24 protein-coding genes are annotated in these 24,647 nt (G+C 64.3%); 4 read left to right on the forward strand and 20 right to left on the reverse strand.

The window, feature by feature from the left end:
* Nucleotides 1-57: 57 nt before the first annotated feature.
* The 8 genes from NHF53_RS24330 to argE all read right to left on the reverse strand — a co-directional run bounded on the left by NHF53_RS24330 (nucleotide 58) and on the right by argE (nucleotide 7,725).
* A complete protein-coding gene (locus tag NHF53_RS24330; RefSeq protein WP_374591220.1) occupies nucleotides 58-342 on the reverse strand; it encodes a GNAT family N-acetyltransferase in 285 nt (94 codons plus the stop codon).
* A gap of 77 nt (nucleotides 343-419) precedes the next feature.
* Complete coding sequence (locus tag NHF53_RS16950; RefSeq protein ID WP_252835294.1) at nucleotides 420-809, reverse strand: hypothetical protein; 390 nt, start codon at nucleotides 807-809, stop codon at nucleotides 420-422.
* A 303-nt stretch (nucleotides 810-1,112) separates the two neighbouring features.
* A complete protein-coding gene (locus NHF53_RS16955; RefSeq protein WP_114365216.1) occupies nucleotides 1,113-2,570 on the reverse strand; it encodes an NAD-dependent succinate-semialdehyde dehydrogenase in 1,458 nt (485 codons plus the stop codon).
* 4 nt (nucleotides 2,571-2,574) lie between these two features.
* Nucleotides 2,575-3,630: a tartrate dehydrogenase gene (locus tag NHF53_RS16960; RefSeq protein ID WP_114365215.1), complete on the reverse strand. Its 1,056-nt coding sequence runs from the start codon at nucleotides 3,628-3,630 to the stop codon at nucleotides 2,575-2,577.
* A gap of 20 nt (nucleotides 3,631-3,650) precedes the next feature.
* Nucleotides 3,651-5,114 carry an aldehyde dehydrogenase gene (locus NHF53_RS16965; RefSeq protein WP_252835295.1) on the reverse strand — a complete coding sequence of 488 codons (1,464 nt, stop codon included), beginning with the start codon at nucleotides 5,112-5,114 and terminating at the stop codon, nucleotides 3,651-3,653.
* Between the two features lie 162 nt (nucleotides 5,115-5,276).
* On the reverse strand, nucleotides 5,277-5,639 hold the full coding sequence (locus NHF53_RS16970) for a cupin domain-containing protein (RefSeq protein ID WP_114365213.1): 363 nt from the start codon (nucleotides 5,637-5,639) through the stop codon (nucleotides 5,277-5,279).
* Nucleotides 5,640-5,663: 24 nt separating this feature from the next.
* Nucleotides 5,664-6,587: a glyoxylate/hydroxypyruvate reductase A gene (locus NHF53_RS16975; RefSeq protein ID WP_252835296.1), complete on the reverse strand. Its 924-nt coding sequence runs from the start codon at nucleotides 6,585-6,587 to the stop codon at nucleotides 5,664-5,666.
* 13 nt (nucleotides 6,588-6,600) lie between these two features.
* On the reverse strand, nucleotides 6,601-7,725 hold the full coding sequence (gene argE, locus NHF53_RS16980) for an acetylornithine deacetylase (RefSeq protein ID WP_252835297.1): 1,125 nt from the start codon (nucleotides 7,723-7,725) through the stop codon (nucleotides 6,601-6,603).
* A 265-nt stretch (nucleotides 7,726-7,990) separates the two neighbouring features.
* Here argE and NHF53_RS16985 point away from each other — a divergent pair, with 265 nt between their 5' ends.
* Nucleotides 7,991-8,896, forward strand: a complete 906-nt coding sequence (locus NHF53_RS16985) for a GNAT family N-acetyltransferase (protein WP_252835298.1) — start codon at nucleotides 7,991-7,993, stop codon at nucleotides 8,894-8,896.
* Between the two features lie 90 nt (nucleotides 8,897-8,986).
* On the opposite strand, the gene NHF53_RS16990 is transcribed toward NHF53_RS16985, so the two are convergent.
* The 7 genes from NHF53_RS16990 to NHF53_RS17020 form a co-directional block, all read right to left on the reverse strand.
* Nucleotides 8,987-10,642: a dihydroxyacetone kinase subunit DhaK gene (locus NHF53_RS16990; RefSeq protein WP_252835299.1), complete on the reverse strand. Its 1,656-nt coding sequence runs from the start codon at nucleotides 10,640-10,642 to the stop codon at nucleotides 8,987-8,989.
* 11 nt (nucleotides 10,643-10,653) lie between these two features.
* Nucleotides 10,654-11,649 (reverse strand): ABC transporter ATP-binding protein, encoded by a 996-nt coding sequence (locus NHF53_RS16995; RefSeq protein WP_252835300.1) that lies wholly within the window; start codon nucleotides 11,647-11,649, stop codon nucleotides 10,654-10,656.
* Nucleotides 11,642-12,739 (reverse strand): ABC transporter ATP-binding protein, encoded by a 1,098-nt coding sequence (locus NHF53_RS17000; protein WP_252835301.1) that lies wholly within the window; start codon nucleotides 12,737-12,739, stop codon nucleotides 11,642-11,644. The genes NHF53_RS16995 and NHF53_RS17000 overlap by 8 nt, the downstream gene beginning before the upstream one ends.
* A gap of 3 nt (nucleotides 12,740-12,742) precedes the next feature.
* Complete coding sequence (locus NHF53_RS17005; protein WP_114365206.1) at nucleotides 12,743-12,931, reverse strand: hypothetical protein; 189 nt, start codon at nucleotides 12,929-12,931, stop codon at nucleotides 12,743-12,745.
* Nucleotides 12,928-13,869, reverse strand: coding sequence for a carbohydrate ABC transporter permease (locus tag NHF53_RS17010; RefSeq protein WP_252835302.1), 942 nt, complete (start codon nucleotides 13,867-13,869; stop codon nucleotides 12,928-12,930). The genes NHF53_RS17005 and NHF53_RS17010 overlap by 4 nt, the downstream gene beginning before the upstream one ends.
* Nucleotides 13,866-14,813, reverse strand: coding sequence for a carbohydrate ABC transporter permease (locus NHF53_RS17015; protein WP_114365204.1), 948 nt, complete (start codon nucleotides 14,811-14,813; stop codon nucleotides 13,866-13,868). The genes NHF53_RS17010 and NHF53_RS17015 overlap by 4 nt, the downstream gene beginning before the upstream one ends.
* 101 nt (nucleotides 14,814-14,914) lie before the next feature.
* Nucleotides 14,915-16,249, reverse strand: a complete 1,335-nt coding sequence (locus NHF53_RS17020) for an ABC transporter substrate-binding protein (protein ID WP_252835303.1) — start codon at nucleotides 16,247-16,249, stop codon at nucleotides 14,915-14,917.
* Nucleotides 16,250-16,546: 297 nt separating this feature from the next.
* On the opposite strand from NHF53_RS17020, the gene NHF53_RS17025 reads away from it, so the two are divergent.
* Nucleotides 16,547-17,569: a LacI family DNA-binding transcriptional regulator gene (locus NHF53_RS17025; protein WP_114365202.1), complete on the forward strand. Its 1,023-nt coding sequence runs from the start codon at nucleotides 16,547-16,549 to the stop codon at nucleotides 17,567-17,569.
* Between the two features lie 107 nt (nucleotides 17,570-17,676).
* Here NHF53_RS17025 and NHF53_RS17030 read toward each other — a convergent pair whose 3' ends face one another.
* Genes NHF53_RS17030 through otnK form a run of 3 tightly spaced genes read right to left on the reverse strand, consistent with a single transcriptional unit; the run spans nucleotide 17,677 to nucleotide 20,610 of the window.
* On the reverse strand, nucleotides 17,677-18,600 hold the full coding sequence (locus NHF53_RS17030; RefSeq protein ID WP_308218694.1) for an NAD(P)-dependent oxidoreductase: 924 nt from the start codon (nucleotides 18,598-18,600) through the stop codon (nucleotides 17,677-17,679).
* A 32-nt stretch (nucleotides 18,601-18,632) separates the two neighbouring features.
* A complete protein-coding gene (gene otnC, locus NHF53_RS17035) occupies nucleotides 18,633-19,274 on the reverse strand; it encodes a 3-oxo-tetronate 4-phosphate decarboxylase (protein ID WP_252835304.1) in 642 nt (213 codons plus the stop codon).
* Nucleotides 19,267-20,610 (reverse strand): 3-oxo-tetronate kinase, encoded by a 1,344-nt coding sequence (gene otnK / locus NHF53_RS17040; protein WP_252835305.1) that lies wholly within the window; start codon nucleotides 20,608-20,610, stop codon nucleotides 19,267-19,269. The genes otnC and otnK overlap by 8 nt, the downstream gene beginning before the upstream one ends.
* Before the next feature lie 157 nt (nucleotides 20,611-20,767).
* Between otnK and ltnD the strand changes: the two genes are divergently transcribed.
* Nucleotides 20,768-21,688, forward strand: coding sequence for an L-threonate dehydrogenase (gene ltnD / locus NHF53_RS17045; protein ID WP_252835306.1), 921 nt, complete (start codon nucleotides 20,768-20,770; stop codon nucleotides 21,686-21,688).
* Between the two features lie 2 nt (nucleotides 21,689-21,690).
* On the forward strand, nucleotides 21,691-22,464 hold the full coding sequence (otnI, locus tag NHF53_RS17050) for a 2-oxo-tetronate isomerase (RefSeq protein WP_252835307.1): 774 nt from the start codon (nucleotides 21,691-21,693) through the stop codon (nucleotides 22,462-22,464).
* 56 nt (nucleotides 22,465-22,520) lie between these two features.
* Here otnI and NHF53_RS17055 read toward each other — a convergent pair whose 3' ends face one another.
* Nucleotides 22,521-23,582 carry an aldo/keto reductase gene (locus tag NHF53_RS17055; protein WP_252835308.1) on the reverse strand — a complete coding sequence of 354 codons (1,062 nt, stop codon included), beginning with the start codon at nucleotides 23,580-23,582 and terminating at the stop codon, nucleotides 22,521-22,523.
* Nucleotides 23,583-23,665: 83 nt separating this feature from the next.
* The gene (locus NHF53_RS17060; RefSeq protein WP_252835309.1) at nucleotides 23,666-24,364 is read right to left on the reverse strand and encodes an aspartate/glutamate racemase family protein; all 699 of its coding nucleotides are present in this window, start codon (nucleotides 24,362-24,364) and stop codon (nucleotides 23,666-23,668) included.
* Between the last annotated feature and the right edge of the window lie 283 nt (nucleotides 24,365-24,647).

Below are 24,647 nucleotides of genomic sequence, written 5' to 3' on the forward strand. Positions count from 1 at the left end.
GGGCGGGGCCTGCGGGTGGTTGTGTGTCCGCTTTTGCGTAATTGGTGGCCATTCGCCCTAGGTCGAGGAAGCGGTCTTTCGTACATATCTCTGGCGTACGACGCCATCCTTTTCCCACAGTTCTGTCGGCTCGAATCCGCAAGCGCGGTAAAGGCCACCCGCCGCATTCGCTCCGGGACTCCCTCCCGCAAATGTGTTGATCAGGACAGCGTTCCGCGGTGTTTTAAAAATCACAGTCGCCACAAGCAGCCTTCCGAGACCCTTGCGCCTGCTTTCGGCTGAAACGGCGAGCCATCTGATCCAGAACTCCTTATCGTTCTGTTCTGCTCGTTCAACTCGCATGGCATTTCCAATACCGAACGTGCTTCCGACGGATGTCCGCGAGCGCGAGGTCAATCTCCGCGACAGGCCGCGCCGCGTCACGACTGCGCCACCTCAAGCCCGTTCGGCAGCGAAATCCAGATGACGGTTTGTGCCTCCGGGGAATGACGTGACAGATGGCCCTTGCCGTGGGTGTCCTCCACCAGCACAAAGCTGCCGGCGGGAACGTGGCGGATCTCTCCATCGCTCGTTTCATATTCCACCGAGCCGTCCAGCCTGACCGTCAGCACGGGCTCCGTTACGGTGTGCCATGAAACTTCACGCATGCCTGCGGGGATGTGGGTGATACGGACCCGGGATGCCGGATAGCTGGCGGTGACGTCGAACGGCAGGGCGTCGGGATGAACTGACCGCTTCGTGGTGGGCAGTTCGATTTCATCGAAGTGAGACTCACCGTCCGGGGTTGCATAGATGCGCAGGCACTTCATCGCTGCGGTCTCCTTCGGCTTCGCGAACGGGGGCAACGCATGCGTATCATGCGGGCGGGGCCGACACTACCGGTCCAAGGCAAAAATCCGGTTTGGATCGGAATCAGGCGGCTCGCTTTCATGGCGGGCGGTTTTCTTGAAGGCCTGCATTCAGAGCATTCTCCGAAAAACCTACAGCGATCAAAACCGCCTGCAACGTTGCACTGCAAGCGGCTCAACATGCATATCCACTTCAGTTCCACATTTCAGCCCACGGGCCACTCGCACGGCCCCTTTGCTGTATTCGTCCACCCATCTACGGTCTCAGGCAAGCCCGCCGATGTGGAAGGTCTTCATCTCCAGATACTCCTCGATGCCGACCTGGGCGCCTTCGCGGCCGAGGCCGGATTGTTTCACGCCGCCGAAGGGGGCGACTTCCATGGAGATGAGGCCGGTGTTGAGTGCCACCATGCCGGCTTCCAGCGCCTCGCCGACGCGCCAGGCGCGCTTCATGTTCTCCGTGTAGAAATAGGAGGCAAGGCCGAAGGGCGTGCCGTTGGCAATCGCGATCGCCTCCTCCTCCGTCTCGAAGCGGAAGAGCGGTGCGACGGGTCCGAAGGTCTCCTCCCCAGCGAGCAGCATGGCGGTGGTTGCGCCGGTCAGCACGATCGGGGCCGTGTATTGGCGGCCGTTCGGCATGGCGGGCGTTTCGGTGATGATCTTTGCGCCCTTCGAAAGGGCGTCGGCGACGTGGCGCTCGATCTTGTCGATGGCCGCAGCGTTGATCATCGGGCCGATGGCAACGCCGGCATCCGTGCCGGGGCCGATCTTCATGGCATCGACGCGGGCCTTCAGCTTGGCGGCGAAGGCGTCGTAGACGCCGGACTGGACGAGGATGCGGTTGGCGCAGACGCAGGTCTGGCCGCCGTTGCGGAATTTCGAGGCGAGCACGCCTTCGATGGCGAGATCGAGATCGGCGTCGTCGAAGACGATGAAGGGCGCATTGCCGCCAAGCTCCAGGCTCAGCCGTTTGACGCTGTCGGCAGCCCCCCGCATCAGCAGCGAGCCGACGCGGGTCGAGCCGGTGAAGGAAATCTTGCGCACTGTCTCATTTGCCATGAGTTCGTTGCCGATCTCCGTCGGCATGCCGGTGACGATATTGATGACGCCCGCCGGAATGCCGGCCCGTTCGGCAAGCACACCGAGTGCCAGCGCCGAATAGGGGGTGAATTCGGAGGGCTTGATGACGACCGTGCAGCCGGCTGCAAGGGCAGGGGCGACCTTGCGGGTGATCATCGCATTGGGGAAGTTCCATGGCGTGATGATGCCGCAGACGCCGACCGCCTCCTTGAGCACCAGAATGCGGCGGTCGCGCGAGGGCGCGGGGATTGTGTGGCCGTTGATACGGCGAGATTCTTCCGCAAACCACTTGACGAAGGAGGCCCCATAGCGGATTTCGCCGCGCGCCTCGTCCAGCGGCTTGCCCTGTTCGGATGTCAGGATCAGTGCCAGATCGTCAAGGTTTTCGATCATCAGATCGAACCACTTCTCGATGAGTTGCGCGCGCTCGGCATTGGTCTTCGCCTTCCACGTCTTGAAGGCGGCCTCGGCTGCAACGATCGCCGCGCGGGTCTCCTCGCCGCCCATGTCGGGAATGGTGCCGATGGCGTTCTGTGTTGCTGGATCGATCACATCGACGGACTTGCCGGAGCGCGCGGCGACCCATTCGCCGTTGATGAGGCCAGCTTGGCGCAGCAGGCTCTTGTCCTTGAGGTTCAGCATGGATTTATCCTTCTTGGGCGGTAAGCGCTTTGATGACCGCGGCGGTGATGACATCGGTCGAGTCTTTCCCCGGCACCGTGCCGATGCCGGTGGCCGTCGTTCTTTCGATCGCTGTCATCACGGCGGCGGCCGCTTCCGCTTCGCCGAGATGCTCCAGCATCATCGCGCCCGACCGGATGGCGGCCATCGGGTTGGCAATGCCCCTGCCGGCAATGTCCGGTGCGGAGCCATGAACCGGCTCGAACATGGAAGGCGCAGAGCGGTCGGGATTGATATTGGCAGAGGCGGCAAAGCCGAGGCCGCCCTGGATGGCAGCACCGAGATCCGTCAGGATGTCGCCGAAGAGGTTGGAGGCGACGATGACGTCGAGGCTTTCCGGTGCCATGACCATGCGGGCGGCAAGCGCATCGACATGGTAGCTCGTGACCTCGACATCGGGGTACTCGGCGGCGAGTGCCTTCGTGATCTCGTCCCAGAAGACCATGGAATATTTCTGGGCGTTGGACTTGGTCACTGAGGCGAGCTTGCCCCGCCGCGCGCGCGCCTGCTCGAAGCCGAAGCGAATGATGCGCTCGACGCCCTCGCGGGTGAAGATCGAGGTTTCGACGGCGACTTCATTGTCCATGCCCTGATGGACGCGTCCGCCGGCCCCCGAATATTCGCCTTCCGTGTTCTCGCGGATGCAGAGAATGTCGAAGCCTTCCGCCTTCAGCGGGCCCAGTACACCGGGCAGAAGCCGGTGCGGGCGAATGTTGGCGTACTGGACGAAGGCCTTGCGGATCGGAAGGAGAAGGCCGTGAAGCGAGACCGAATCCGGCACCTCCGCCGGCCAGCCGACGGCGCCGAGCAGGATGGCGTCGAAACCGCGCAGCGTCTCGATCCCGTCTTCCGGCATCATCATGCCGGTTTCCTTGTAGAACTTGCAGGACCAGGGAAACTCGCGGCCTTCGAGCCTGAACCCGGCAGCGCTCGCCGCTTTCGTCAGGACGGCCCAGGCTGCGGCAGTAACGTCGCGTCCGATGCCGTCGCCGGGGATCTGCGCAATTTTGTAGACCTTCATGGATTTCCTCGGGCTGTTTCCTAGAGACTGATGAGGACGCTCTTCGTCCTGCGGTTCGCGTGATAGGCCTCGCGTCCGAGATCCTTGCCGATGCCGGAGCGCTTGTAGCCACCCGTCGGCAGGATATGGTCGCGCGAGCGGCTGTAGCGGTTGACCCAGACCGTGCCGGCCTGCAGCCGCCGCGTGAGGCGGAGGGCGCGTGACAGGTCACGGGTGAAGAGGCCGCTCGCCAGCCCATAGACTGGGTGATCGGCAAGCGAGAGCGCCTCGTCTTCGTCCCGGAAGGTCTGCAGCGTCAGCACCGGGCCGAAGATTTCCTCAGTGACGGCGGGCGAATCCTCGCCGACACCGGCAATCAGTGTCGGTTCATAGAAATAGCCGGGTGCGTCCATCGGAGCGCCGCCCGTCAGGCACTCGCCGCCAGCGCGGACGGCCGCGGAGACGATCGAATGGATGCGTTCTCGCTGCCGTTCGGAGATGATCGGCGAATACTGGCTGGCCGCGCTCCAGGTCGGGCCGGCGCTCGCAGCCTTCATGCGATCGATGATCGCCGCGACGAGGGGTTCGACGATTGCCTCCTCGACGATCAGCCGCGATCCGGCCACACAGGCTTGCCCGGCATTCGAAAGGATACTGCCCGCGATCGCTGCCGCGGCCTTGTCGAGATCGGCGTCGGCAAAGACGAGTTGCGGGCTCTTGCCGCCGAGCTCGAGCGTCATCGGCTTGACGCCGGTGCGGGCGATGTTCTCCATGATCGCGGCGCCGGCGCGGGTCGATCCGGTGAAGCTCACCTTGGCGATGTCCGGATGGCCGGTAATCGCATTGCCGGTGACCGACCCGTCGCCGAGCACGACGTTGACGAGCCCCGCCGGCACGCCGGCGCGAACGGCAAGCTCCGCGAGGCGGAGGGTGGTGAAGGGCGTCATTTCCGACGGCTTGATCACCACCGCATTGCCCGCGGCAAGCGCGGGACCGAGCTTCCATGCCGCCATCGAGATCGGGAAGTTCCAGGGCGTGATCGCGCCGACGACACCGTAGGGTTCGCTCATGACCATGCCGAGGCTGGCATCATCGGTCGGAACGAGATCGCTGCCCTCCTTGTCGGCGAATTCCGCGAAGAAACGGATCTGCTCGGCCGAAACGGCAATATCGCCCTCGACCAGATGGCCGACGGGCCGCGTCGAGGAGACGGCTTCGAGCCGTGCAAGCGTCCCGGCATCCTCTTCGATGAGATCGGCCCAGCGCTGCAACACGCGCGTACGTTCACGCGGGCGAAGGCCGCCCCAGTTGCTGTTCTTCAGGGCTTTCTTGGCCACCTGCACGGCCTCGTCGACCACATTGCCGTCGGCAACGGGACAGCCGGCATACGCATGCCCGTCGGAGGGGCGATGCATCTCGATGACGCCGTCTGCGGCGACCAGCCGGCCGCCGATGAAGTGTCCGACCGGAATGGACAGGCTGTCGGGATCAAAGCTCAGTGTCATGGGTACACCTTTCATCACTGGAAGGGATGGTAGGCGACCCGGCGGAGCAGCTTGATCCGAGCAGCAAGCCGGCGATGGCCGAAAAAGCCGTTTTGCCGGCTTGCCGCAGTGCATTCTACGGTAAGCGGACATTGCTCCCGGCCGAGGGCCGGGCTTAGTCGGTCAGTTTTTCGGGGTGACCGTGAGATAGATCTTGCGAACGGTTTCGATCGTCTTCCAGACGCCGACGAAACCCGGTTTCATAACGAAGCTGTCGCCCGCCTTGTAGATTACGGGTTCCCCGCTGTCGGGCGTGATTTCGACGACACCGGCGAGGATGTGGCAGAATTCGAAGGTCTCGCCCTTGATCGAGCGGGTTTCGCCCGGGGTCGCTTCCCATACACCGGTATGCACCAGGTCTCCGTGTGCGACGTCCTGCGCCCAGGTCTTGAAGTTGGGGCTTCCCGCAATCAGGCGGTCCGGCTGTGGCAGGCTTTCGCGCGGCGCAAAGGAGGGGTTCGGGTCTATGGTCTTGAGGAGCGACATGGGTTTCCTTTCAGGGTGAGAATGTCAGTAGCCGCGGTTGCGGTTGATGAGCCCGACGGGATCGAGGCCTTCGCGCAGGCGCCGGATGTTGTCGATCACGGCGCGGGCTGCCGTTTGCGGTTGGGTGACGCTTGCCACATGGGGCGTCAGCACGATCTTCGGATGGCTCCAGAAGGCATGCCCGGGAGGCAGCGGTTCCGGTTCGGTGACGTCGATCATCGCGCCCGACAGTTGCCCGCCATCCAGAGCCGCGATCAGGTCGTCATGGTTCAGCTGCGGTCCGCGGCCGACATGAACGAGCCCGGCGCCGCGCGGCAACCTGTTGAAGAGGTCGGCGTCGAGAAATCCTCTTGTCGCGTCCGTGAGCGGCAGGAGGCAGAGAAGGATGTCGGTTTCGGCGAGCATTGCGTCGAGACCGGTCTTGCCTGCAAAGCAGGTTACGCCGTCGATATCGTGTTGCGACCGGCTCCAGCCGGAAAGCGGAAAGCCGAAGGGTTTCAGCCGTTCGATGACCGCCCGGCCGAGCATGCCGAGCCCCAGCACGCCGACACGGCGTTCACGGGCCTGTGCTTGCGGCAGGGCTTGCCAGACCTCGTCGCGCTGCTGGCGGAGATAGGCGGGCAGGCCGCGGTGAAGAGCAAGGACCGCCAGCGCCGCATATTCCTGCATCATCCGGATGATGCCGTCCTCGACCATGCGGACGACCTTCACGGAGGCCGGGACCTCGGCAAGCCGGAACTGGTCGACGCCGGCGCCGATCGAGAAGAGCACTTCGAGATTGCGGTAGCGCGCCAGATCCCGAGGGACCGTCCAGGTGATCAGGTAACGGACGGCGTCCGCATCGACCCTCGCCGGATCCATGGAGAAGGGCAGGTCGGGCAGTTCGCGAGCAAAGATCTCTCGAAACACGGCACCGCGTTCGGCGTCGGAATAAAACAGGAAGGTCATGGCGTTCTTCCGCTCAGGCCAGGCACTGCCGCCCGAGCCGCTCAAGCAATGTCTCGCAGGCGGAAAGCTCCTCCATGCAGATATATTCGTCCGGCTTGTGGGCGCGGCCGATCTCGCCGGGGCCGCAGATGATCGCGTCGATGCCGGCCCGCTGGAAGAGCCCGGCTTCCGTCCCGTAACTCACCGCCGCAAGCGGTTCCCGGCCGGTAAGTTCGCGGAGCAGAACGGCAAGCGGCGCGGTGCGCGGAAGCGACAGGGCCGGATAGCTGCTGAGTTCCTCCCAGGTCACTCCATAGCCATCCGCGGTGAGCGCCTCGGCGGCTTCCCGCACGGGCGTCAGGAGACGTCGCGGGTCGACACCCGCGATCGCGCGCGCCTCCAGCTCCGCCTCGCAGAGATCAGGTATGATGTTGACCGCCCGCCCGCCGTTCAACCGGCCGACCTGCAGCGACGAATAGGGTGGCTCGAAGGTGGCATCGAACGGTCCTGCAGTGAGCGCGGTTGCGGCAGCGACTGCCTTGGTCAGCACCGTCGCCATCCCGTGGATCGCGTTCAGCCCGAGGTCGGGACGCGAGGAGTGGCCGGCACGACCCTCGACCGTGACTTTCGCCGCCGCTTTGCCCTTGTGGGCGAGGATCGCCTGCATCCCGCTCGGCTCCCCGATCACCGCCCCGAGGGGAGGTGCGCAAAGATCGGGAAGGCGTGCGAGCATGTGTGGAACGCCCCGGCAACCCGCCTCCTCGTCATAGGAGAAGGCGAGGTGGATCGGCCGCGCGAGCGTCAGCTCGGCGAATTTCGGGACGGTTGCGAGTGCGGCGGCAAGGAAGCCCTTCATGTCGGTCGTGCCGCGCCCGTAGAGACGGTTCGCCTCCTTGCGCAAGCGGAACGGGTCGCTGGTCCAGCCGGGTTCGGTGGCCGGAACGACGTCCATGTGGCCGGAGAGGACATAACCGGCCGTGTCGCGCGGGCCGAGCGTTGCGAAGAGGTTGACGCGGTCCCCCTCGGGCCCGGGCAGGACGTGGACGATCGCACCATGCGCCTCGAGATAGCTGCGAACCCAGTCGACGATCGCATCGTTCGGGGTGCCGACAACGGAGCGGAACGAAACGAGCTTTTCCAGGATGTCGATTGCTTGCATTCGTACCGCCACATCTGCTTTGGTTGCGACCGGGCCGGTCGCCCCTCGGGGAGGGGAGATTGGAACTTCTGGAGGAAGGGGTGAGAGCAAGACTAGTCCCGAGGGCGGCGAATGGATGCCGAAGGTGCGCGCCTTTCAGTCGAATCTTGCGCGCGGAGGTGGATGAGAAGCGGATTGTGTTGCCGGAAGCAGTCTAGCGTCGGGCGTATCGCGGTTCGCGAACACGCCGGATCGAGATCTGCAAGGATTGGAGGAAGAGAGAGGGATGACGGAGGCCGAAGTCTCGGATTGCCTGCTTGTCGACACGTTCCGCATGCGTCTCGCCGACATCGCGGACGTCGACCTGTCGCAACTGCACGCGCTCTCGATCGCAGTCGGCTGGCCGCATCGCGCCGAGGACTGGCGGTCCCTGCTTGAAGTCGGGCACGGATTTGCCGCGCTGGACGAGATCGACCGGGTGCTCGGCTCGGCGATGTGGTTTCCCCACGGTGACGACTTCGCGACCATCGGCATGGTCATCACATCGCCGCGGCTGCAGACCAACGGTGCGGCACAATGGCTGATGCGGAAGTTGATCGCCGAGGAATTCGGCAAGCGCCGACTGAGGCTCAACGCGACGCGCGCGGCATATCGGCTCTATCGTTCGCTGGGTTTCGTGCCGAGGGCAACCGTCCATCAGTGTCAGGGCGATGCACGTCCACTGCCGGACGCTCCACACATTCCGGCGGGGCTGACGCTTCGGCAGCTCTCTCCTGCCGATCTCGACCAGATGACGGCGCTCGATGCGCCGGCCTTCGGCGCCGCCCGACCGCTTCATCTCGCGCGCCTCTTGGAACAATCCGTCTCCTACGGGCTTTTCCGCGGACAGAGCCTCAGGGCTTTCTCCATGTGTCGCCGCTTCGGCCGCGGCCATGTCGTCGGGCCGGTGGTCGCCCACTCCGACGAGGAGGCGATTGCCGTTGTGCATCCGCATGTGATTGCCCATGCAGGGACCTTTCTCCGTCTCGATACGCACTTCAAGACGGGGGTATTCGCCAACTTCGTCCAGCAATGCGGACTGCCGGTGTTCGATACCGTCACGACGATGACACTCGGCGAGCATGCCGACTATGGCTCGGGTGAGGACGGAGAGGCCATGGTCTTTGCACTCACTTCCCAATCGATGGGGTGAAGCACTCGCCATCTGCCGGCCATGTCCGCTCTCACATTACTGAAGAGATTGCCGCGGACGGGGCGAGGTCTCCCCGACGTCGGTTGCTTCCTAGCGGGCCAGTGCGCTCACCGCCTCACCGTTCGCGGAACGGGCCAGGAATTCGAACAGCAACGCCACGGCCTCGGCGCCCGGATCGGCGTGCCCCAGGAGCTGCCGCGAGCTGAGATAGGCGGCACGGCCGGCATGGGCCTTGGCGAGCGTCGCGGTCCGGTCGGCGCCGGCGCGCGCCGCCTCCGCCGCCGCCTTCAGTCCACCTTCGAGCGCATCGAGAGCAGGGGCAAGCGCATCGACCATCGTACGGTCACCCACCTTCGCCCCGCCGATTTCCTGCATGCGCGCAAGCCCGGCCCTAAGAGCGTCCCGGATCGGCAGACCACTCGATGCACCGTCGCCGGCCGCGGCAAAGAAGATCGCCAGCAGGACGCCGGAAGAGCCGCCCATCGTCTGGCTGAGTTCGAGCCCGGTCGCCCGGAAGAGTTGCGTATGGTCGGAAAGCGGAAGCCTGTCCATCGCCTTGACGAGCGCGCGGGCGGCGCCGGCGAGCGTCGACCCGGTGTCGCCGTCACCGGACTTGGCGTCGAGCGCGTTGAGGCTCTCCTCGGCCGCGATCAGCACGTTGCAGCAGCCGGTGACGAAATCGCGGGTCGGCCTGTGGTCGGAGGGCAGCGGCATGATCGGGGTGAGCCCGTCCGGCAAGGCGACGACCGACACCGGCCGGACGGGAGAGAGACCCGGCCAGGCGGCAGGGCCGACCGGCTCGGCAAGTGCGGCTATCTCGTCGGCCTCGGCCGGGTAAAGCGAGATGGAGAACCCGCGCATGTCGAGCGAGGTCATCATGGCCGCCGGGCCGACGACGTGGCTGATCAGCCCGCCGATCTCGGACTGGATCAGCTCATGGGCGAGGATCGACATTTCGAGAACCGACGTCCCGCCGAGATTGTTGATCAACGCGACGTGCGGCTTGTCCCCGATTTCCGACCGCAGCTTGGCCACGACGGCGGTCATCGCCGACCGGGCGCCGGAGAAGTCGACCTGCTCCACCCCGGCCTCGCCATGGATGCCGAGGCCGAGCTCGGCCATGCCCACCGGGATGCGGTTTTCCTTCGGCGACCCCGGAACGGTGCAGGTGTCGAGCGACATGCCGATGCTCTTCGTCGCCGCAATGACCCTGCGCGCGGCAGCGGTCACCGTTTCGAGGTCGGCGCCGCTTTCGGCGAGCGCTCCGGCGATCTTGTGCACAAACAGCGTTCCGGCGACGCCGCGGGCCTGCGGCACATCGGGCAGGGCGATGTCGTCGTCGACGATCACCATGCCGACATTGAGCCCGAAAGCCCGGGCCCGCTCCGCCGCCAGTCCGAAATTCAGCCGGTCGCCTGTGTAGTTCTTGACGATCAGGAGGCAGCCGGCCGGACCGGTGACCGCGAGGATACCCGCGAGCACCGCATCGACGCTCGGCGAAGCGAAGACGTCGCCGCAGACGGCCGCAGTCAGCATGCCCGCGCCGACGAAGCCCGCATGCGCCGGCTCGTGGCCGGATCCTCCACCCGAGACGAGCGCGACTTTGGACTTGTCCCAGTCCGCCCGGACGATCACGCGGATATGCGGATAGCCGTCGAGGCGCGCCAGCGGCACGGCGCCCGTTGCCAGCAGGCCCTCCACGGCCTCGATGACGACGTCTTCTTTCTTGTTGATGAACTGAGCCATGGGAACCTTCCTTAAGCGAGCCGCATGCCGTCGGCATCGAAGTAGAGTGGATCAACGGGTTCGATCTTCACGATCTCTCCGTCACGCCGGGTCGTGTGGGGGTCGGTGACGGTAACGATGGTGTGTCCGCGGAAGGACAGGTGCAAGCGCGTCTGGTCGCCGAGCCTTTCGACCCGCGTGACCAGACTGTCCTCGCCGCTGCCCTGGCGGATGTGCTCCGGCCGAAGGCCGATGCTCGCCGCACGCGGAGGTGCCACCGGGAAGAGGTTCGCCGGCAGGACGTTGATGCGCGGCTGCCCGAGCCGCTGGGCGGCATAGAGGCTCACCGGACGTTCATAGACGTCCCGCGGCGAGCCGAACTGCACAAGCCGTCCGTGATGCAGGACACCGATATGGGTCGCCATGGTCATCGCCTCGACCTGGTCGTGCGTGACATAGAGCAGGGTCGCCCCGGAATTCGCCTGGATGCTCTTCAGCTCCACGCGCAGGTCGGCCCTCAGTTTCGCGTCGAGCGAACTCAGTGGCTCGTCCATCAGGTATATCTCGGGCGAGCGGACGAGCGCGCGGCCGATCGACACTCGCTGCATCTCGCCGCCCGAAAGCGCCGTCGCCTTGTTGTCGAGCTTGTGGGCGATGCGGAGCGTCTCGGCGACGGCGCGCACCTTGCGCTCGATTTCGCCGGCCGGGGTTTTCAGAAGCGGTGACTTCAGCGGGAAGGCGAGGTTCTCGCGAACGGTCAGGTGCGGGTAGAGCGAATATTGCTGGAAGACCATCGCGACGTTGCGCTCTGCGGGCGTGAGGCCCTTCATCGACCGGCCGCCGATGAACACATCGCCGCGGTCGGGATGATCGAGTCCGGAAATCATCCTGAGCGTGGTCGTCTTGCCTGCACCCGTCGGGCCGAGCAGCACGACGAAGGAGCCGTCGGGTACGGTCATCGACACGTCGTCGAGCGCCCTGTGGCCCGCGAAGTTTTTCGTGATGGACTGGAGAACGACCTCAGCCATGGCGCAGCACTCCTTCGTTGCCTTCGGAGATCAGGGCATGTCCGCGCTCACCGGCAAAGATGCTCAACGTGCGGTTGTCGAACTCCAGGCCGACCATCTCGCCCTCCCTGACGGTGTCGGCGGAGGAGACCCGCGCCTTGATGTTGCCGTTCGGCGTCGAGAGCGTGATGATCTGGGTCGTGCCGAGATACTCGGTCGCGAGCACCTTGCCGCGATAGGCGGATGCATCCGAAAAGCGGACATGCTCCGGCCGGACGCCGAGCGTCAGCCTTCCCTCGGCGCCCTGCCGCGACACCGGAACCGCAAAGCGATGCCCGTCGAGAACGACGTGGTCGCCGCCGATGCTGATCATGCCCTCGAACTCCAGGAAATTCATCGGCGGCGAACCGATGAAGTCGGCGACGAAACGGGTCGCCGGCCAGTCGTAGATCTGTTGCGGCTGGCCGAACTGCTCGACCACGCCATGGTTCATGACGACGATCTTGTCGCCCATCTGCATCGCCTCGAGCTGGTCGTGGGTCACATAGACGGTGGTTGCACCGATCCGGTCGTGGAGGGCCCGCAATTCTTCCGCCATGTGCTCGCGGAATTCCGCGTCGAGTGCGCCGAGCGGTTCGTCCATGAAGAAGGCCTTCGGCCGGCGCACGATCGCGCGGCCGAGCGCCACGCGCTGGCGGTCGCCGCCGGACAATCCGCCCACGGGCTTGTCGAGAATGTCTTCGATCCGGAGGATTTTCGCCACTTCCTCGACCCGCGTTCTGACTTCGGCCTTGGGAACGCCCTGGCTCAGCAGCGGATAGGAAATGTTCCGGCGCACGTTCATGTGTGGATAGAGTGCGAACATCTGGAAGACGAAGGCGATATCGCGCTGGCTGGCGGGTTTCATGCCGACCTCCTCGCCGTCGATATGGATCTCGCCGCTGCTCGGCAGCTCGAGGCCCGCCATCATCCGCAAGGTGGTCGTCTTTCCGCAGCCGGAGGGTCCGAGCAGCATGAAGAACTCGCCGTCCTCGATCGTGAAGCTCGATGACTGGACGGCGGTGAAGGCGCCGAACTCCTTGCGCAGGTTCTGTATTCTGATCTGCGCCATGTCTTACTCCGGGAAGTGGCTGACGATGACGAACATCACGGTGCCCACCAATGTCACGACGAAGGAATAGGTATAGAGCGACAGCGTGAAGGGCTGCATCATCATGAAGACGCCGAGAGCGATCAGCGCCGAGGCGACGAGCTCCCATTCGTTACGCCGCAACCGGCGCAACCTGTTGAGAAATTGGTTCATTTTCGAACGGCTCCGAAGGTGATGCCGCGCAGGAGATGCTTGCGCAGGACGATCGTGAAAACGACGACCGGAACGAGGAAGAGCGTGGCCCCGGCGGCGACGGCCGGCCAGTCCTGACCGCTAACGCCGATGATCGTCGGAATGAAGGGCGGCGCCGTCTGCGCCGTGCCCGAGGTCAGGAGGACTGCGAAGGCATACTCGTTCCAGGCGAAGATCAGGCAGAAGATCGCGGTCGAGGCGATGCCCGTCACGGCCTGCGGCAGCACGACCTTGTAGAAGGCCTGGAAGCGCGTGTAGCCGTCGATCAGCGCCGCCTCCTCGTATTCGACGGGGATCTCGTCGATGAAGCCCTTGAGCAGCCAGACCGAGAGCGAGAGATTGACCGCCGTATAGAGGAGGATCAGGCCCGCATGGGTGTCGCTCAGGCCGAGCGACCGGAACATCAGGAAGATCGGGATTGCGACGGCGATCGGCGGCATCATGCGGGTCGACAGGATGAAGAAGAGAAGGTCGTCCTTCAACGGCACCTTGAAGCGCGAGAAGGCATAGGCTGCCGCCGTCCCGAGCACGATGCAGAGCAGGGTCGAGCCGAAGCCGATCACGACGGAGTTGTAGAAACGCTCGCCGAAGCGGGAGGGGCCGGCGATCACCAGTCCGTCCTTCCGGACAAGCCTTTCATACCAGGTCTTCGGTTCGCCGAGGGCCTGGAGGTCCGCATCGGAGATGCGGGTCCTGGTCGTGAAGAGGTTCACGTAGCCCTCGAGCGTCGGCTCGAACAGCACCTTCGGCGGATAGGCAATCGCGTCGGAGGGGCTCTTGAAGCCGGTGGCGATGATCCAGACGAGCGGCATGATCGTCACGACGGCATAGAAGACGACGAGGATGCCGGCGAACCATTTCTGACGAGCCGATGGCTCGGTGACGGAGTAATTGCTCATCGTTCTTTCACCTTGTTCAGCGCCTTCACATAGATCGAGGCGAGGCCGAAGACCGTGACGAAGAGGATCACCGCATAGGCCGAGGCATAGCCGGTGCGCCATTTCTCGAAGGCCTCGCGCTTGAGGTTGATCGAGGTGAGTTCGGTCACCGAACCCGGCCCGCCACCGGTCAGCTGCACGACGAGGTCGAACATCTTGAAGTTCTCGATGCCCCGGAACAGGATCGCAAGCATCAGGAAGGGCAGTACCAGCGGAATGGTAATGGTCCAGAACTGCCGCCATTTGCTCGCCCGGTCGCATTCGGCAGCCTCGTAGATGCTGTCGGGGATCGACCGCAGTCCGGCGAGGCAGATCAGCATGACGAAGGGCGTCCACATCCAGGTGTCGACGATGACGATCGCCCAGGGTGCGAGCGAGACGTCGCCGATCATCGAGAAGCTCGAAGGGTCGACGCCGCTGAAGAAGCCGACCACGTAGTTGAAGAGGCCGATCTGCGGCTGGTAGAGGAAGGTCCAGAAGTTGCCAACGACGGCCGGGCTCAGCATCATCGGCAGCACGATGATCGTCGTCCAGAGATCGTTTCCGCGGAACTTCTTGTTGATCAGGTAGGCGAGCGTGAAGCCGATCAGCACCTGAAGCGCGATCGTCCAGAACAGGAAATGCGCCGTCGCCTGCATGGTGAGCCAGATGTCGCCATCGGTCAGGATGCGGGTGTAATTGCGCAATCCGACGAACTCGGGCGCCTCGCCGGGCCTGTTGACCCGGAAATTGGTGAAGCTCAGCCTGACGGTCCAGATCAGGGGAAAGATGTTGACCGCAAGGAGCAGAAGGATCGTCGGCGTCACGAAGATCCAGGCGATCGCCCGGTCGGACAGGCCTGAAATTCTTCTGGAGACTCCGGACGGCGTTGCGCGCGCGAGGCGGTCGATGGCGCTCTCGGACATGGGCTAACCCCCAACAAGAAAGGAATGAGCGGGCGGTGCCGGAACGATGCCGGCACCGCTTGGACGGATGGCCACCGGGTCGCGAGAGCCGGGGCAGGGGATCAGATCTTGCCTTCGTCCTCGAAGACCTCGGTCCAGTCCTTGACGAGGCCGTCGAGGGCTTCCTTGGCCGTACCCTGGCCGGCGATCACATAGTCGTGGAAGCGCTTCTGCGTCGCCTGCAGGAGCGAGGCATAGGACGGTTCCGCCCAGAAGTCCTTCACGATGGCCATGGAGTCGAGGAAGGTCTGGGCATAGGGCTGGCTGGTGGCAAAGCCCGGATCCTCCACGACCGAGCGGAGCGCGGAGTAGCCGCCGAGCGACCACCACTTCTGCTGGATCTCGGGCTGGGCGAACCACTTGATGTACTGGAGTGCCGCATCCTGCTTCGCGGAGGCCGCAACCACCGAGATGCCCTGGCCGCCGAGCTGGGCGAACTGCTTGCCGTCAGGGCCTGCAGGATTGGGGAAATAGCCGGACTTGTCGCCGCCGACATTCGGGTCGGCGTTGATCCCCGGCCAGATGAAGGCGAAGTTCATCTGCAACGCGACCTGGCCCGATTTGTAGGCGTCGATGTTCTCCGACATGTAGGCATCGGACGATCCGGGAGGCGTGCAGCAGTCGTAGAGCGACTTGTAGTATTCGAGACCTGCGATCGCCTGGGGCGAGTTGACGAAGCCCTCCATGTCATAGGGCTTGTCGGGGTTCTGGTATTCGAAGCCGAAGGAATAGAGGGCGTCCATCGCCCCCATGGTGATGCCTTCAGAGCCGCGCTCAGTATAGATCGCTGCGCCGTAGACGGTCTTGCCGTCGATGTTGCGCCCCTGGAAGAATTCGGCGATATCCTTGAGTTCCGCGAAGGTCTTCGGCACGGCGAGATCGCGGCCGTACTTCTTCTTGAATTCGTCCTGCAGCTCGGGACGGGAGAACCAGTCCTTGCGATAGGTCCAGCCGACCACGTCACCGAAGGCCGGAAGCGCCCAGTAGTTCGGCGAGTTCTTCGGCCATTCGGCATAACCGACGACGGTCGCAGGGATGAAGTTCTCCATCTTGATTCCTTCCTTGTCGAAGAAATCGTTGAGCTTCACATACTGGCCGTTCTCGGCGGCGCCGCCGATCCACTGGCTGTCGCCGATCATCAGGTCGCATAGCTTGCCGCCGGAATTCAGCTCGTTGAGCATGCGGTCGGCGAAGTTCGGCCACGGCACGAATTCGAACTTCATCTTGTGGCCGGACTTGGCTTCGAAATCCTTGCTGAGTTCGACCAGCGCGTTGGCCGGGTCCCAGGCCGCCCAGCACAATGTGAGTTCGTCGGCCTTGGCTGCGGTCGCGCCCGACAGGCTCGACCAGGCGAGCGCGCCCGCGGCGACTGTGGATTTCAGGAATGCTGATTTCATGACGTTCTCCTCCCTTGACCGATCCCGATCTCCATCGGGATGCGTTCGACGCCCCCTCCAGGGCAACCAATGCGTTTCTCAGTCCTCCGGGCCGGCAACTTTCCTCCGCCGGCCGCGATAGCGAATGCGCGCCGGACACAGTCCGCGTCCGGGTATTCGACCATGGATGAGTGTATAATTGAGGTGCGCACCTCAATGCAAGGAAATTTTGAGGTGCGCACCTCAATTTCTTGCTTTTCGCTTGAAATTGTTGGAGAAGTCTATGCCGACTCCGGTGTCGATATGTAGAAAGGCCTCATGAGACCCACAGCCAAGGACCTCGCGGAAGCCGCAGGTGTCAGTCTTGCCACGGTGGACCGTGTGCTGAACGATCGGCCGAATGTCAGCGCGAAGGCGGCGCGGAAGGTGAACGAGGCGATCGAGCGGATCGGCTTCGTGCGCAATCCGGCGGCCGTCAATCTCGCGCGCAACCGCATCTATCGCTTCCGCTTCGTCCTGCCGCTCGCGGGCGATCAGTATCTCCAACGGATCCTGCGAGAGGTGAGGGAGGCGCACGAGGCACTCCGCTCCGATCTCACCGACATCGATCTCGTGCAGATGCCGATGTCCGATCCGCATGCGGTCGCGAGGTATCTCTCCGGCCTCGAGCCGGGCGAACTCGACGGTGTCGCGATCATGGCGCCGGAATCGCCGCAGGTTCGCGACGCCATGGCCCGGCTGATCGAGCGCGGCATCAAGGTCGTTCAATTTCTTTCAGGCCACGAAAAGCTGCCGGCGGCGGATTTCGTCGGCGTGAACAATTTCGCCGCCGGCGCCACGGCGGGAAAGCTGGTCGGCCGGTTTCTCGCGAGCACGCCGGGAAAAATCATGGTCGTGGCAGAAACCATGATGGCGCAGGACAGCATCGAGCGCAGGCTGGGCTTCGACAGGATCATCCACGACCAGTTCCCGCACCTCGTCCCCTTGCCTTCGGTGGAAACCTATGGTGACGAGCGTCGCGCCGGCCTCGTGATCCGCAGGATGCTGGAGCACAACCCGGATATTGAAGCCGTCTACGTGCTGAGCGCCGAGGCAAGGGTCCCGGTCTCGGCCATCGAGGCGGTCACCGACCCGCGGCCGCTGACCGTGGTCGTCCACGAGCTCACGCCTTTCAGCGAGGAAGCGCTCCGCGACGACAGGATCGATGCCGTCATCGCCCAGGACCCGGGGCATGCCGTCCGAAGCGCGACCCGCATCATGCGCGCGCGCCTGGAACAGCGCGAACCCATTGTGTCGCAGGAAAGAATACGCATCGAGATCCTGCTGAAGGAAAATCTCTGAGACGCGCCGGAAGCAAGCGGGGTCGCTTCCGGCAGAGTGCGCAATCCTGAGCGAATAGAGCCTGGCGATCGTGGGTGTATGCCCGCGGCGGCGGATGGTTCGCCGGCCTATTTCGTCTCCAGCCCGTTGAGTCTCGCGATGAAGTCGGCGAGGTGCGGCACGTAGTCTTCCGGTCCGCCGCCGCCGCCGGCGACGGCGACCGCGTAGGAGTTCTTGGTCGCGCTGGCGAGCGGCGTCGCGACGGTCGCCGCATTCGCCATGGATTCCAGGTATTTCAGATCCTTGTAGGCGTTCGACAACGTGAATCGGTGCGCTTCCCTGTTGCCTTCGAGGACATAGCCCATGAAGGTCTGGTAGAAGCCGCTATCCATACGGCCTCCGCGGATCACGCTGTCGAACCGGTCGACCGAGATCCCCACCTTGCGCGACAGCGCTATCGCTTCCGCAAAAAGCGCGCCCATGCCGAGGGCGATGAAGTTGTTCAGCAGCTTCATCCGGTGGCCGTCGGCGATGCCGCCGATGTGAACGATCTTCCCGGCCCAGGTCGCAATCACCGGCCGGATTCGTGCGAAGATATCATCGTCGGCACCGACCATCGCATCGAGCGTGCCTTCCCAGGCCTCCTTCGGCGTTCGGCTCAAGGGGGCGTCGGCGAAATGGACACCGAGCGCCTTCAGTTCCTCCGCCAGCCGGGCGGTGACGCTGGGGTCTCCCGTCGAACAGTCGACGATGACCGCGCCGCGGCCAAGCTTCGGCTTCATGGCGTTGACGACGGCCTCGACCTCTCTCGAGCTGGTGAGGCAGAGAAAGACGATGGTGGACGCGGCTGCGAGCTCTTCGAGCGACTTCGCCTCCGTCGCGCCGCGGGCAACGAGGTCTTCGATCGGCTTGCGGTTCCGGTGGGCGATGACCGTCAAGGGATAGCCCTTTTCGACGATGTTCTTGGCCATGCCGTGGCCCATGAGGCCGACCCCGACGAAGCCCACCGTTTCATTTGCCGTCGTGTTCATAGTTTTCTCCTGCGAATCTATCGAAAATCGGGTTTGCTGATCGGCTCGGCCGGTCAGGGAAGGGCGAAGCGTCGGCGCAGGTCCGCGACCTGCTCGGGTGTGAGAATGCGCTTGGCGTGGTTCTGCAGCATCAGGAAGAGTTTTGCCGTCTCTTCCAGCTCTTCCGTTGCATACTGCGCGTTGGCGAGACTGGTCCCGGCGACGACCGGTCCGTGATTGGCGAGCAGCATGGCATGGTGCCGGCTGGCGAGGCTGCGCACCGCCTCGGCGAGTGCCTGATCGCCGGGCGCGTAATAGGGAACGAGTGGCAGGCGCCCGACGCGCATGACGTAATAGGCGGTCAGGGCCGGCAGCACGTCTTCCGGGTCGACATCGGCCATGATGCTGACAGCCGTCGAATGGGTCGAATGGAGGTGCACGACGGCACCGGCATCCGCACGCTCGCCGTACATCGAAAAATGCAGGAACGCTTCCTTCGTCGGCGCGTCTCCATCGATGAAACGGCCCTCCGCGTCGAACAGGGATAGGCGGGACGGGTCGAGATTGCCGAGCGAGGCATTGGTCGGCGTCATCAGCCAGCCGCCATCGGCCGTCCGGACCGAGATATTGCCGGTCGATCCTGAGGTCAGCCCCCTTTGAAACAGCGACTGTCCGACGCGGCACACTTCGTCACGCAGACGGTTGAGATCATGCATCTTCGGTCTCCGCTTCCAGCAATTCCCAGGCCTTCAGGAAGAAGTCCGTGGCCCCGAAATTTCCCGATTTGAGCGCCAGTGCGAGATCGGGACCCGAAATGCTGCGCGTCCACGGCACGCCCGGGTCGATCTCCGGCCCGATCAGCAGGACCTTGACACCGAGCGCCTCGACGATCGCGCCGGACGTCTCCCCGCCGGCGACGAGAAAGCGGGAGAAACCGGCGCCCGCGAGGCGACGCGCGACGTCCGCCAGGGTTCTTTCCACCAGGGCGCCGGACTCGTGGCGTCCCATCCGCGTCTGGATCTCGGCCAGCTCGTCGGGACCGGCGCTGGAGTAGATCAGCGGCGGTCGATCGGCCGGCGTGTTGATCGCCCACTGGGCTAGATCGGCGGCCGTCTGTCGCCCTTCCGCGACGGCGGCGATGTCGAGCCGCAGCGCGGGCAGCCCCGCCGCTTTCGCCGCCTCGATCTGGCCGCGCGTCGCCGCCGAGCACGAGCCGGCGAGAATGGCCGCGCGGCCGGCCGGCGCCGCCATCCGCGCTTCCCGCGGCGGCGGCACGAATCCGCGCGTCTGCCTGAAATTCTCCGGCAGTCCCATGGCGACGCCGGAACCGCCCGTCACGAGCTTCATCCCGGCACAGGCCTTGCCGATCGTCCTGAGATCGGCGTCACTCAGCGTGTCGACGATCAAAATGCGCTTGCCGGCGGCGTATTGCTCGGCGAAGGCGGCCTTCACGGCGTCGGGACCCTTCGCGATGGTCTCGGCCTGCACGAGACCCACCGGCCGGCTGCATTGCCGCTGCAGCACACGGACGAGGTCCGGATCGCGCATCGGGGTGAGAGGATGATCCTTGAGCGGGCTTTCCGAGAGCAGCCTGTCGCCGACGAAGAGATGCCCCTTGTAGACCGTGCGCCCGGCGGCCGGAAACGACGGACAGGCGATCGTCACCGGCGCGCCGGTCAGATCCTGCAGCGCTTCCGCGACCGGCCCGATATTGCCGGCGTCCGTGGAGTCGAATGTCGAACAGTATTTGAAGATGAGCTGTTCGGCGCCGGCGGCCAGAAGGGCACGGGCGGAGGTGCACGACATCTCGACCGCCTCTGCGGCCGGGATCGTGCGCGATTTCAGGGCAACGACGACGGCATCCGCATCGGAAAACGCGACATCATCAGTGGGCACGCCGATCACCTGGATCGTGCGCATGCCCTCGCGAGAGAGCATGAGGCACAGGTCCGTGGCCCCGGTGATGTCGTCGGCAACAGCGCCAATCAGCAATTCTTCCTCCCAGATATGGCCGCGGCCGGTCGGCCGCGGGCCGGCCCTCCGGAAACGCATCGAAGCCGTTGATCTTCTGGCGAAAATAAGGGCTTGCAATGGAATTCGCAGATGGGCTAACCATGTAGTGGCAACGCTATCATTACTTTTCCGGGAGAGGAAAAGCAAGCGCCTGCGGAGCGGCATGATGACGACGGATCGGAAGGTGTTTTCATAGATGAGCAATCAAACGGGTTTGAAAGTCTGCGTCGTCGGGCTCGGGTCCATGGGAATGGGGGTCGCCACCTCGCTGCTGCGCGCCGGCTTCGAGACGACCGGCTGCGACGTCAGCGAGGCTGCGATGACGCGCTTTGTCGAGGCCGGTGGAAAGGCGAACGGCGACCCGGCCGAGGCGGCCGACGGCGCGGATGTCGTCATCACCGTCGTCGTCAACGCGAACCAGACGGAAACCGTCCTCTTTGGCGACCACGGTGTGGTTGCGGCGATGGCGAAGGGCGGCGTCGTGCTCTCCTTCGCCACGATGGGGCCGGACATGGCACGCGGCTTCGAAGAGCGTGTGCAGGCGCAGGGGCGCGATTATATCGACGCGCCGATCAGCGGCGGCGCCGGCAAGGCCGCCGCGGGCCAGCTGACGATCATGGCATCGGGCCGGCCGGAGGCCTTCGACAAGGTTCGCCCGGTGCTCGACGCCATCGCGCAGAAGGTCTACGAACTGGGGGATCGGGCCGGAATCGGCGCTTCGTTCAAGATTGTCAATCAGTTGCTGGCCGGCGTTCACATAGCCGCTGCCTGCGAAGCCATCACTTTCGCCAAGGCTCTGGGCCTCGACATAGACAAGGTCTACGAAGTCATCACCGCGTCTGCCGGCAACTCCTGGATGTTCGAAAATCGCGTACCGCATATCCTCGAGGGCGATTACGCGCCGCGGAGCGCGATCGATATCTTCACGAAGGATCTGGGGATCGTTTCCGATATCGGGCGAGACCTGAAATTCCCGCTGGCGATCGCCTCGACGGCCCTGCAGATGTTCATCATGACGTCGGCGGCCGGCATGGGGCGTGACGACGACGCCTCGGTTGCCCGCCTGCTGGCGCAGGTCGCCGGACTGAAACTGCCCGAAGCGCCGGGGAGGCAGTGAGCATGCCACGCTTTGCCGCAAATCTGACCATGATGTTCAACGAGGCCGGATTTCTCGACCGGTTCGCCGCTGCTTCTGCCGCCGGTTTCGAGGCGGTCGAGTTTCTGTTCCCTTACGACTTCGAGCCGGACGTCATCCGCGCGCGGCTGGACGCCGCCGGCCTGACCCAGGCGCTGTTCAATCTCCCGCCCGGCAATTGGGCGGGCGGAGAACGTGGACTGGCTGCGCTGCCAGGAAGGGAAGGGGAGTTCCGCCAATCCGTGGAGACGGCATTGCGCTATGCGCGCGCGACCGGTGTCGGGCGGCTGCATGTGATGAGCGGGCTCGCCGATCGTTCGGATGCCAAGGCCCGCGCCACGTACCGTTCCTCGCTGGCGTTCGCCTGCGACAAAGCCGGGGAGGCGGGTCTCGACGTGCTGATCGAGCCGATCAACCCGCGCGACATGCCGGGCTATTTCCTCAATGATTTCAATTTTGCCGCCGACCTCATCGCCGATATGGCCCGTCCCAATCTCAAGCTGCAGTTCGACATCTATCATCGCCAGATCATCCATGGCGATGTGATCCGTGGGCTGCGCGAGTTGATGCCGATCATCGGCCACATCCAGATCGCCTCGGTGCCTGCACGCAACGAACCGGGAAGCGGAGAACTCAATGATTTCCGGGTTCTGCGGGAGCTCGATGCGCTCGGCTATGCCGGCTATGTCGGCTGTGAATACCGCCCGGCGGGCGAAACCGTCGCCGGGCTCGGCTGGCTGAAGGCGTTCGCCGGCTGATCCGGCGGGGGCTGGGAGCAAGTCTTGGAGGCGGGTCCCGGACCCGCCTGCCGTCCTCAGATTTTCCCGAGATTCTCGTAGCTCTGATGCAGCGCCCAGTCGCCTGCGCAGAAGCGTTCCTTCGCGAAATTGTGCTGGTGCCAATAGGGATAGATGTAGGGGAGGCGGCTGACGGCGTTCAGGCGTTCCAGTTCCTGAATGCTCAGCTCCAGGTCGACCGCGGCGATGTTGTCGCGGAAATGCTGTTCGGTCAGCCCGCCGACAACGACGGAGGCAATCGCCGGTCGTGACAGCGTCCAGGCGAGTGCGACCTGTGCCGGCGTGGCGCCTCTTGCCTCGGCGATCTCGACCAGAACGTCGACGATGCTCCACAGGCGCTCTTTGTCGCGGATGGGAGGTTCGCTCCACCCGGCCGCTTGGCGCGAGTCGGAAGGCGTCCGATCGCGGCGGAACGCGCCTGAAAGAAGGCCGGCCGCAAGCGGGCTCCAGACCATGACGCCGAGGCCCTGATCCACGGAGATCGGCAGGAGCTCGTATTCCGCCTCCCGCGCTTCCAGCGTGTAGTGGATCTGCTGCGTGACGAAGCGGGGATAATTCCTGAGATCCGCAATCCCCAGCACCTTCATGATGTGCCAGCCGGAATAGTTCGAGCAACCGACATAGCGGACCTTTCCCTGACTGACCAACGTGTCCAGCGCCGAGAGCATTTCTTCGGCCGGGGTAAGTCCGTCCCATTCGTGCATGAAATAGATGTCGATATGGTCGGTTCGCAGGCGCTTCAGGCTCCGCTCGCATTCGCGGATGAGGTGATAGCGTGACACGCCTTCGTCGTTCGGGCCGTCCCCGATCCGCATGCGCGCCTTGCTGGAGACGAGAACCTTGTCACGACGTCCTTCGAGGACCTCGCCGAGAATTTCCTCCGAACGTCCGGCGGAATACATGTTGGCGGTGTCGAAGAGATTGATGCCGCCGTCGATGCAGGTATCGACCAGCCGTTGCGCCTCCTTGACGCCCTGGCTTGCGACCATGGCGAAATCGCCCTTGCCGCCGAACGAGAAGGTACCCATGCTCACCGCCGAGACCTTGAGGCCAGAGCGGCCGAGTCGCCGATATTCCATGTTCTACTCCTTGGCTTGACGCTGCCCGGGACGCCGCCCGGCAGCCTTGATGTCGTGGTCTGGACGACCGGAAACCGTCGCCTTCATCGCTGGGGCGCGCCTGCCGAAAGCTGCTGCCTGACATGGCGCATGCCGAGTTCGGGGCTGGTCAGCACCGGCACGCCGCCCGGCTCGGGGCCGAGAGGGGCGAGCGCATTCGCCATCGACGCCTGGGCGAGGACGATCAGGTCGACCTTCGGTGCAAGCCGTCGGAAACCGTCGACCACAATGGCGTCGTGTCCCTCGCGGTCGCCGCCTGACAGGCGCTGGAACGCTCCCTCGCACAGCTCCTCCGTGACGCGGCAATCGGCGCGCCCGGTGTCGGCCGCGGCCCTCCTGATGACGTCGCCGGTGGGGCCGAGCGTCGTCGGCAACGTTGCCAGGACGCCGATCCGCGACGATTTCGACACCGCTTCGAGGGCCATGCCCGTGTCGATGCGGAAGAGTGGCACGGGGCAAAGGTGTCGCGCGGCATCAACGGCCGGACCGAGCGAGGAGCAGGTGACGAGAACGGCATCGGCACCGCCATCGACGGCCGACCAAACGTACTGCGTCAGGCGCCGCATCGTCGCTTTCGAGAGGCTGCCCTCCCGGATCGTATTCCTCAGCAGGCTTTCATCGAGAATGTTGAAGGGCTCCCAGTCGTCCAGTTCCCGCCTGGCAAGCGCGTCCAGCGTTGGCACGAGGCCTGCGACCGTGTGAATCATGGCGATGGACATGGCGGCCTTTGTCGCGTCGGGCATCAACGGGCTCTCCGGTTCGATTTCTCGCCTGCGATCAGGCTCGAGCAGACTTTAATATGACAGCGCTGCCATACTATCGCCCGTCTTCGGATGAACGCAACATCCAAAAAGCGCCGTATCTCCACTATCTTTGACGAATTGCGGGAATCCGCAGATGAAATGCGAATATCCGCAAATCGTAAAATGCCGGTTGACAAAATCCGGGAACTGAACGAGACAATGACAGCGCTGCCATTCAATGGCCATTCTACCGTCAGTTCTCGACCGGAGATTGGGCGGCACG

Origin of the sequence: Ciceribacter sp. RN22, from assembly GCF_024054295.1 — a bacterium.
Taxonomy (GTDB): domain Bacteria; phylum Pseudomonadota; class Alphaproteobacteria; order Rhizobiales; family Rhizobiaceae; genus Allorhizobium; species Allorhizobium lividum.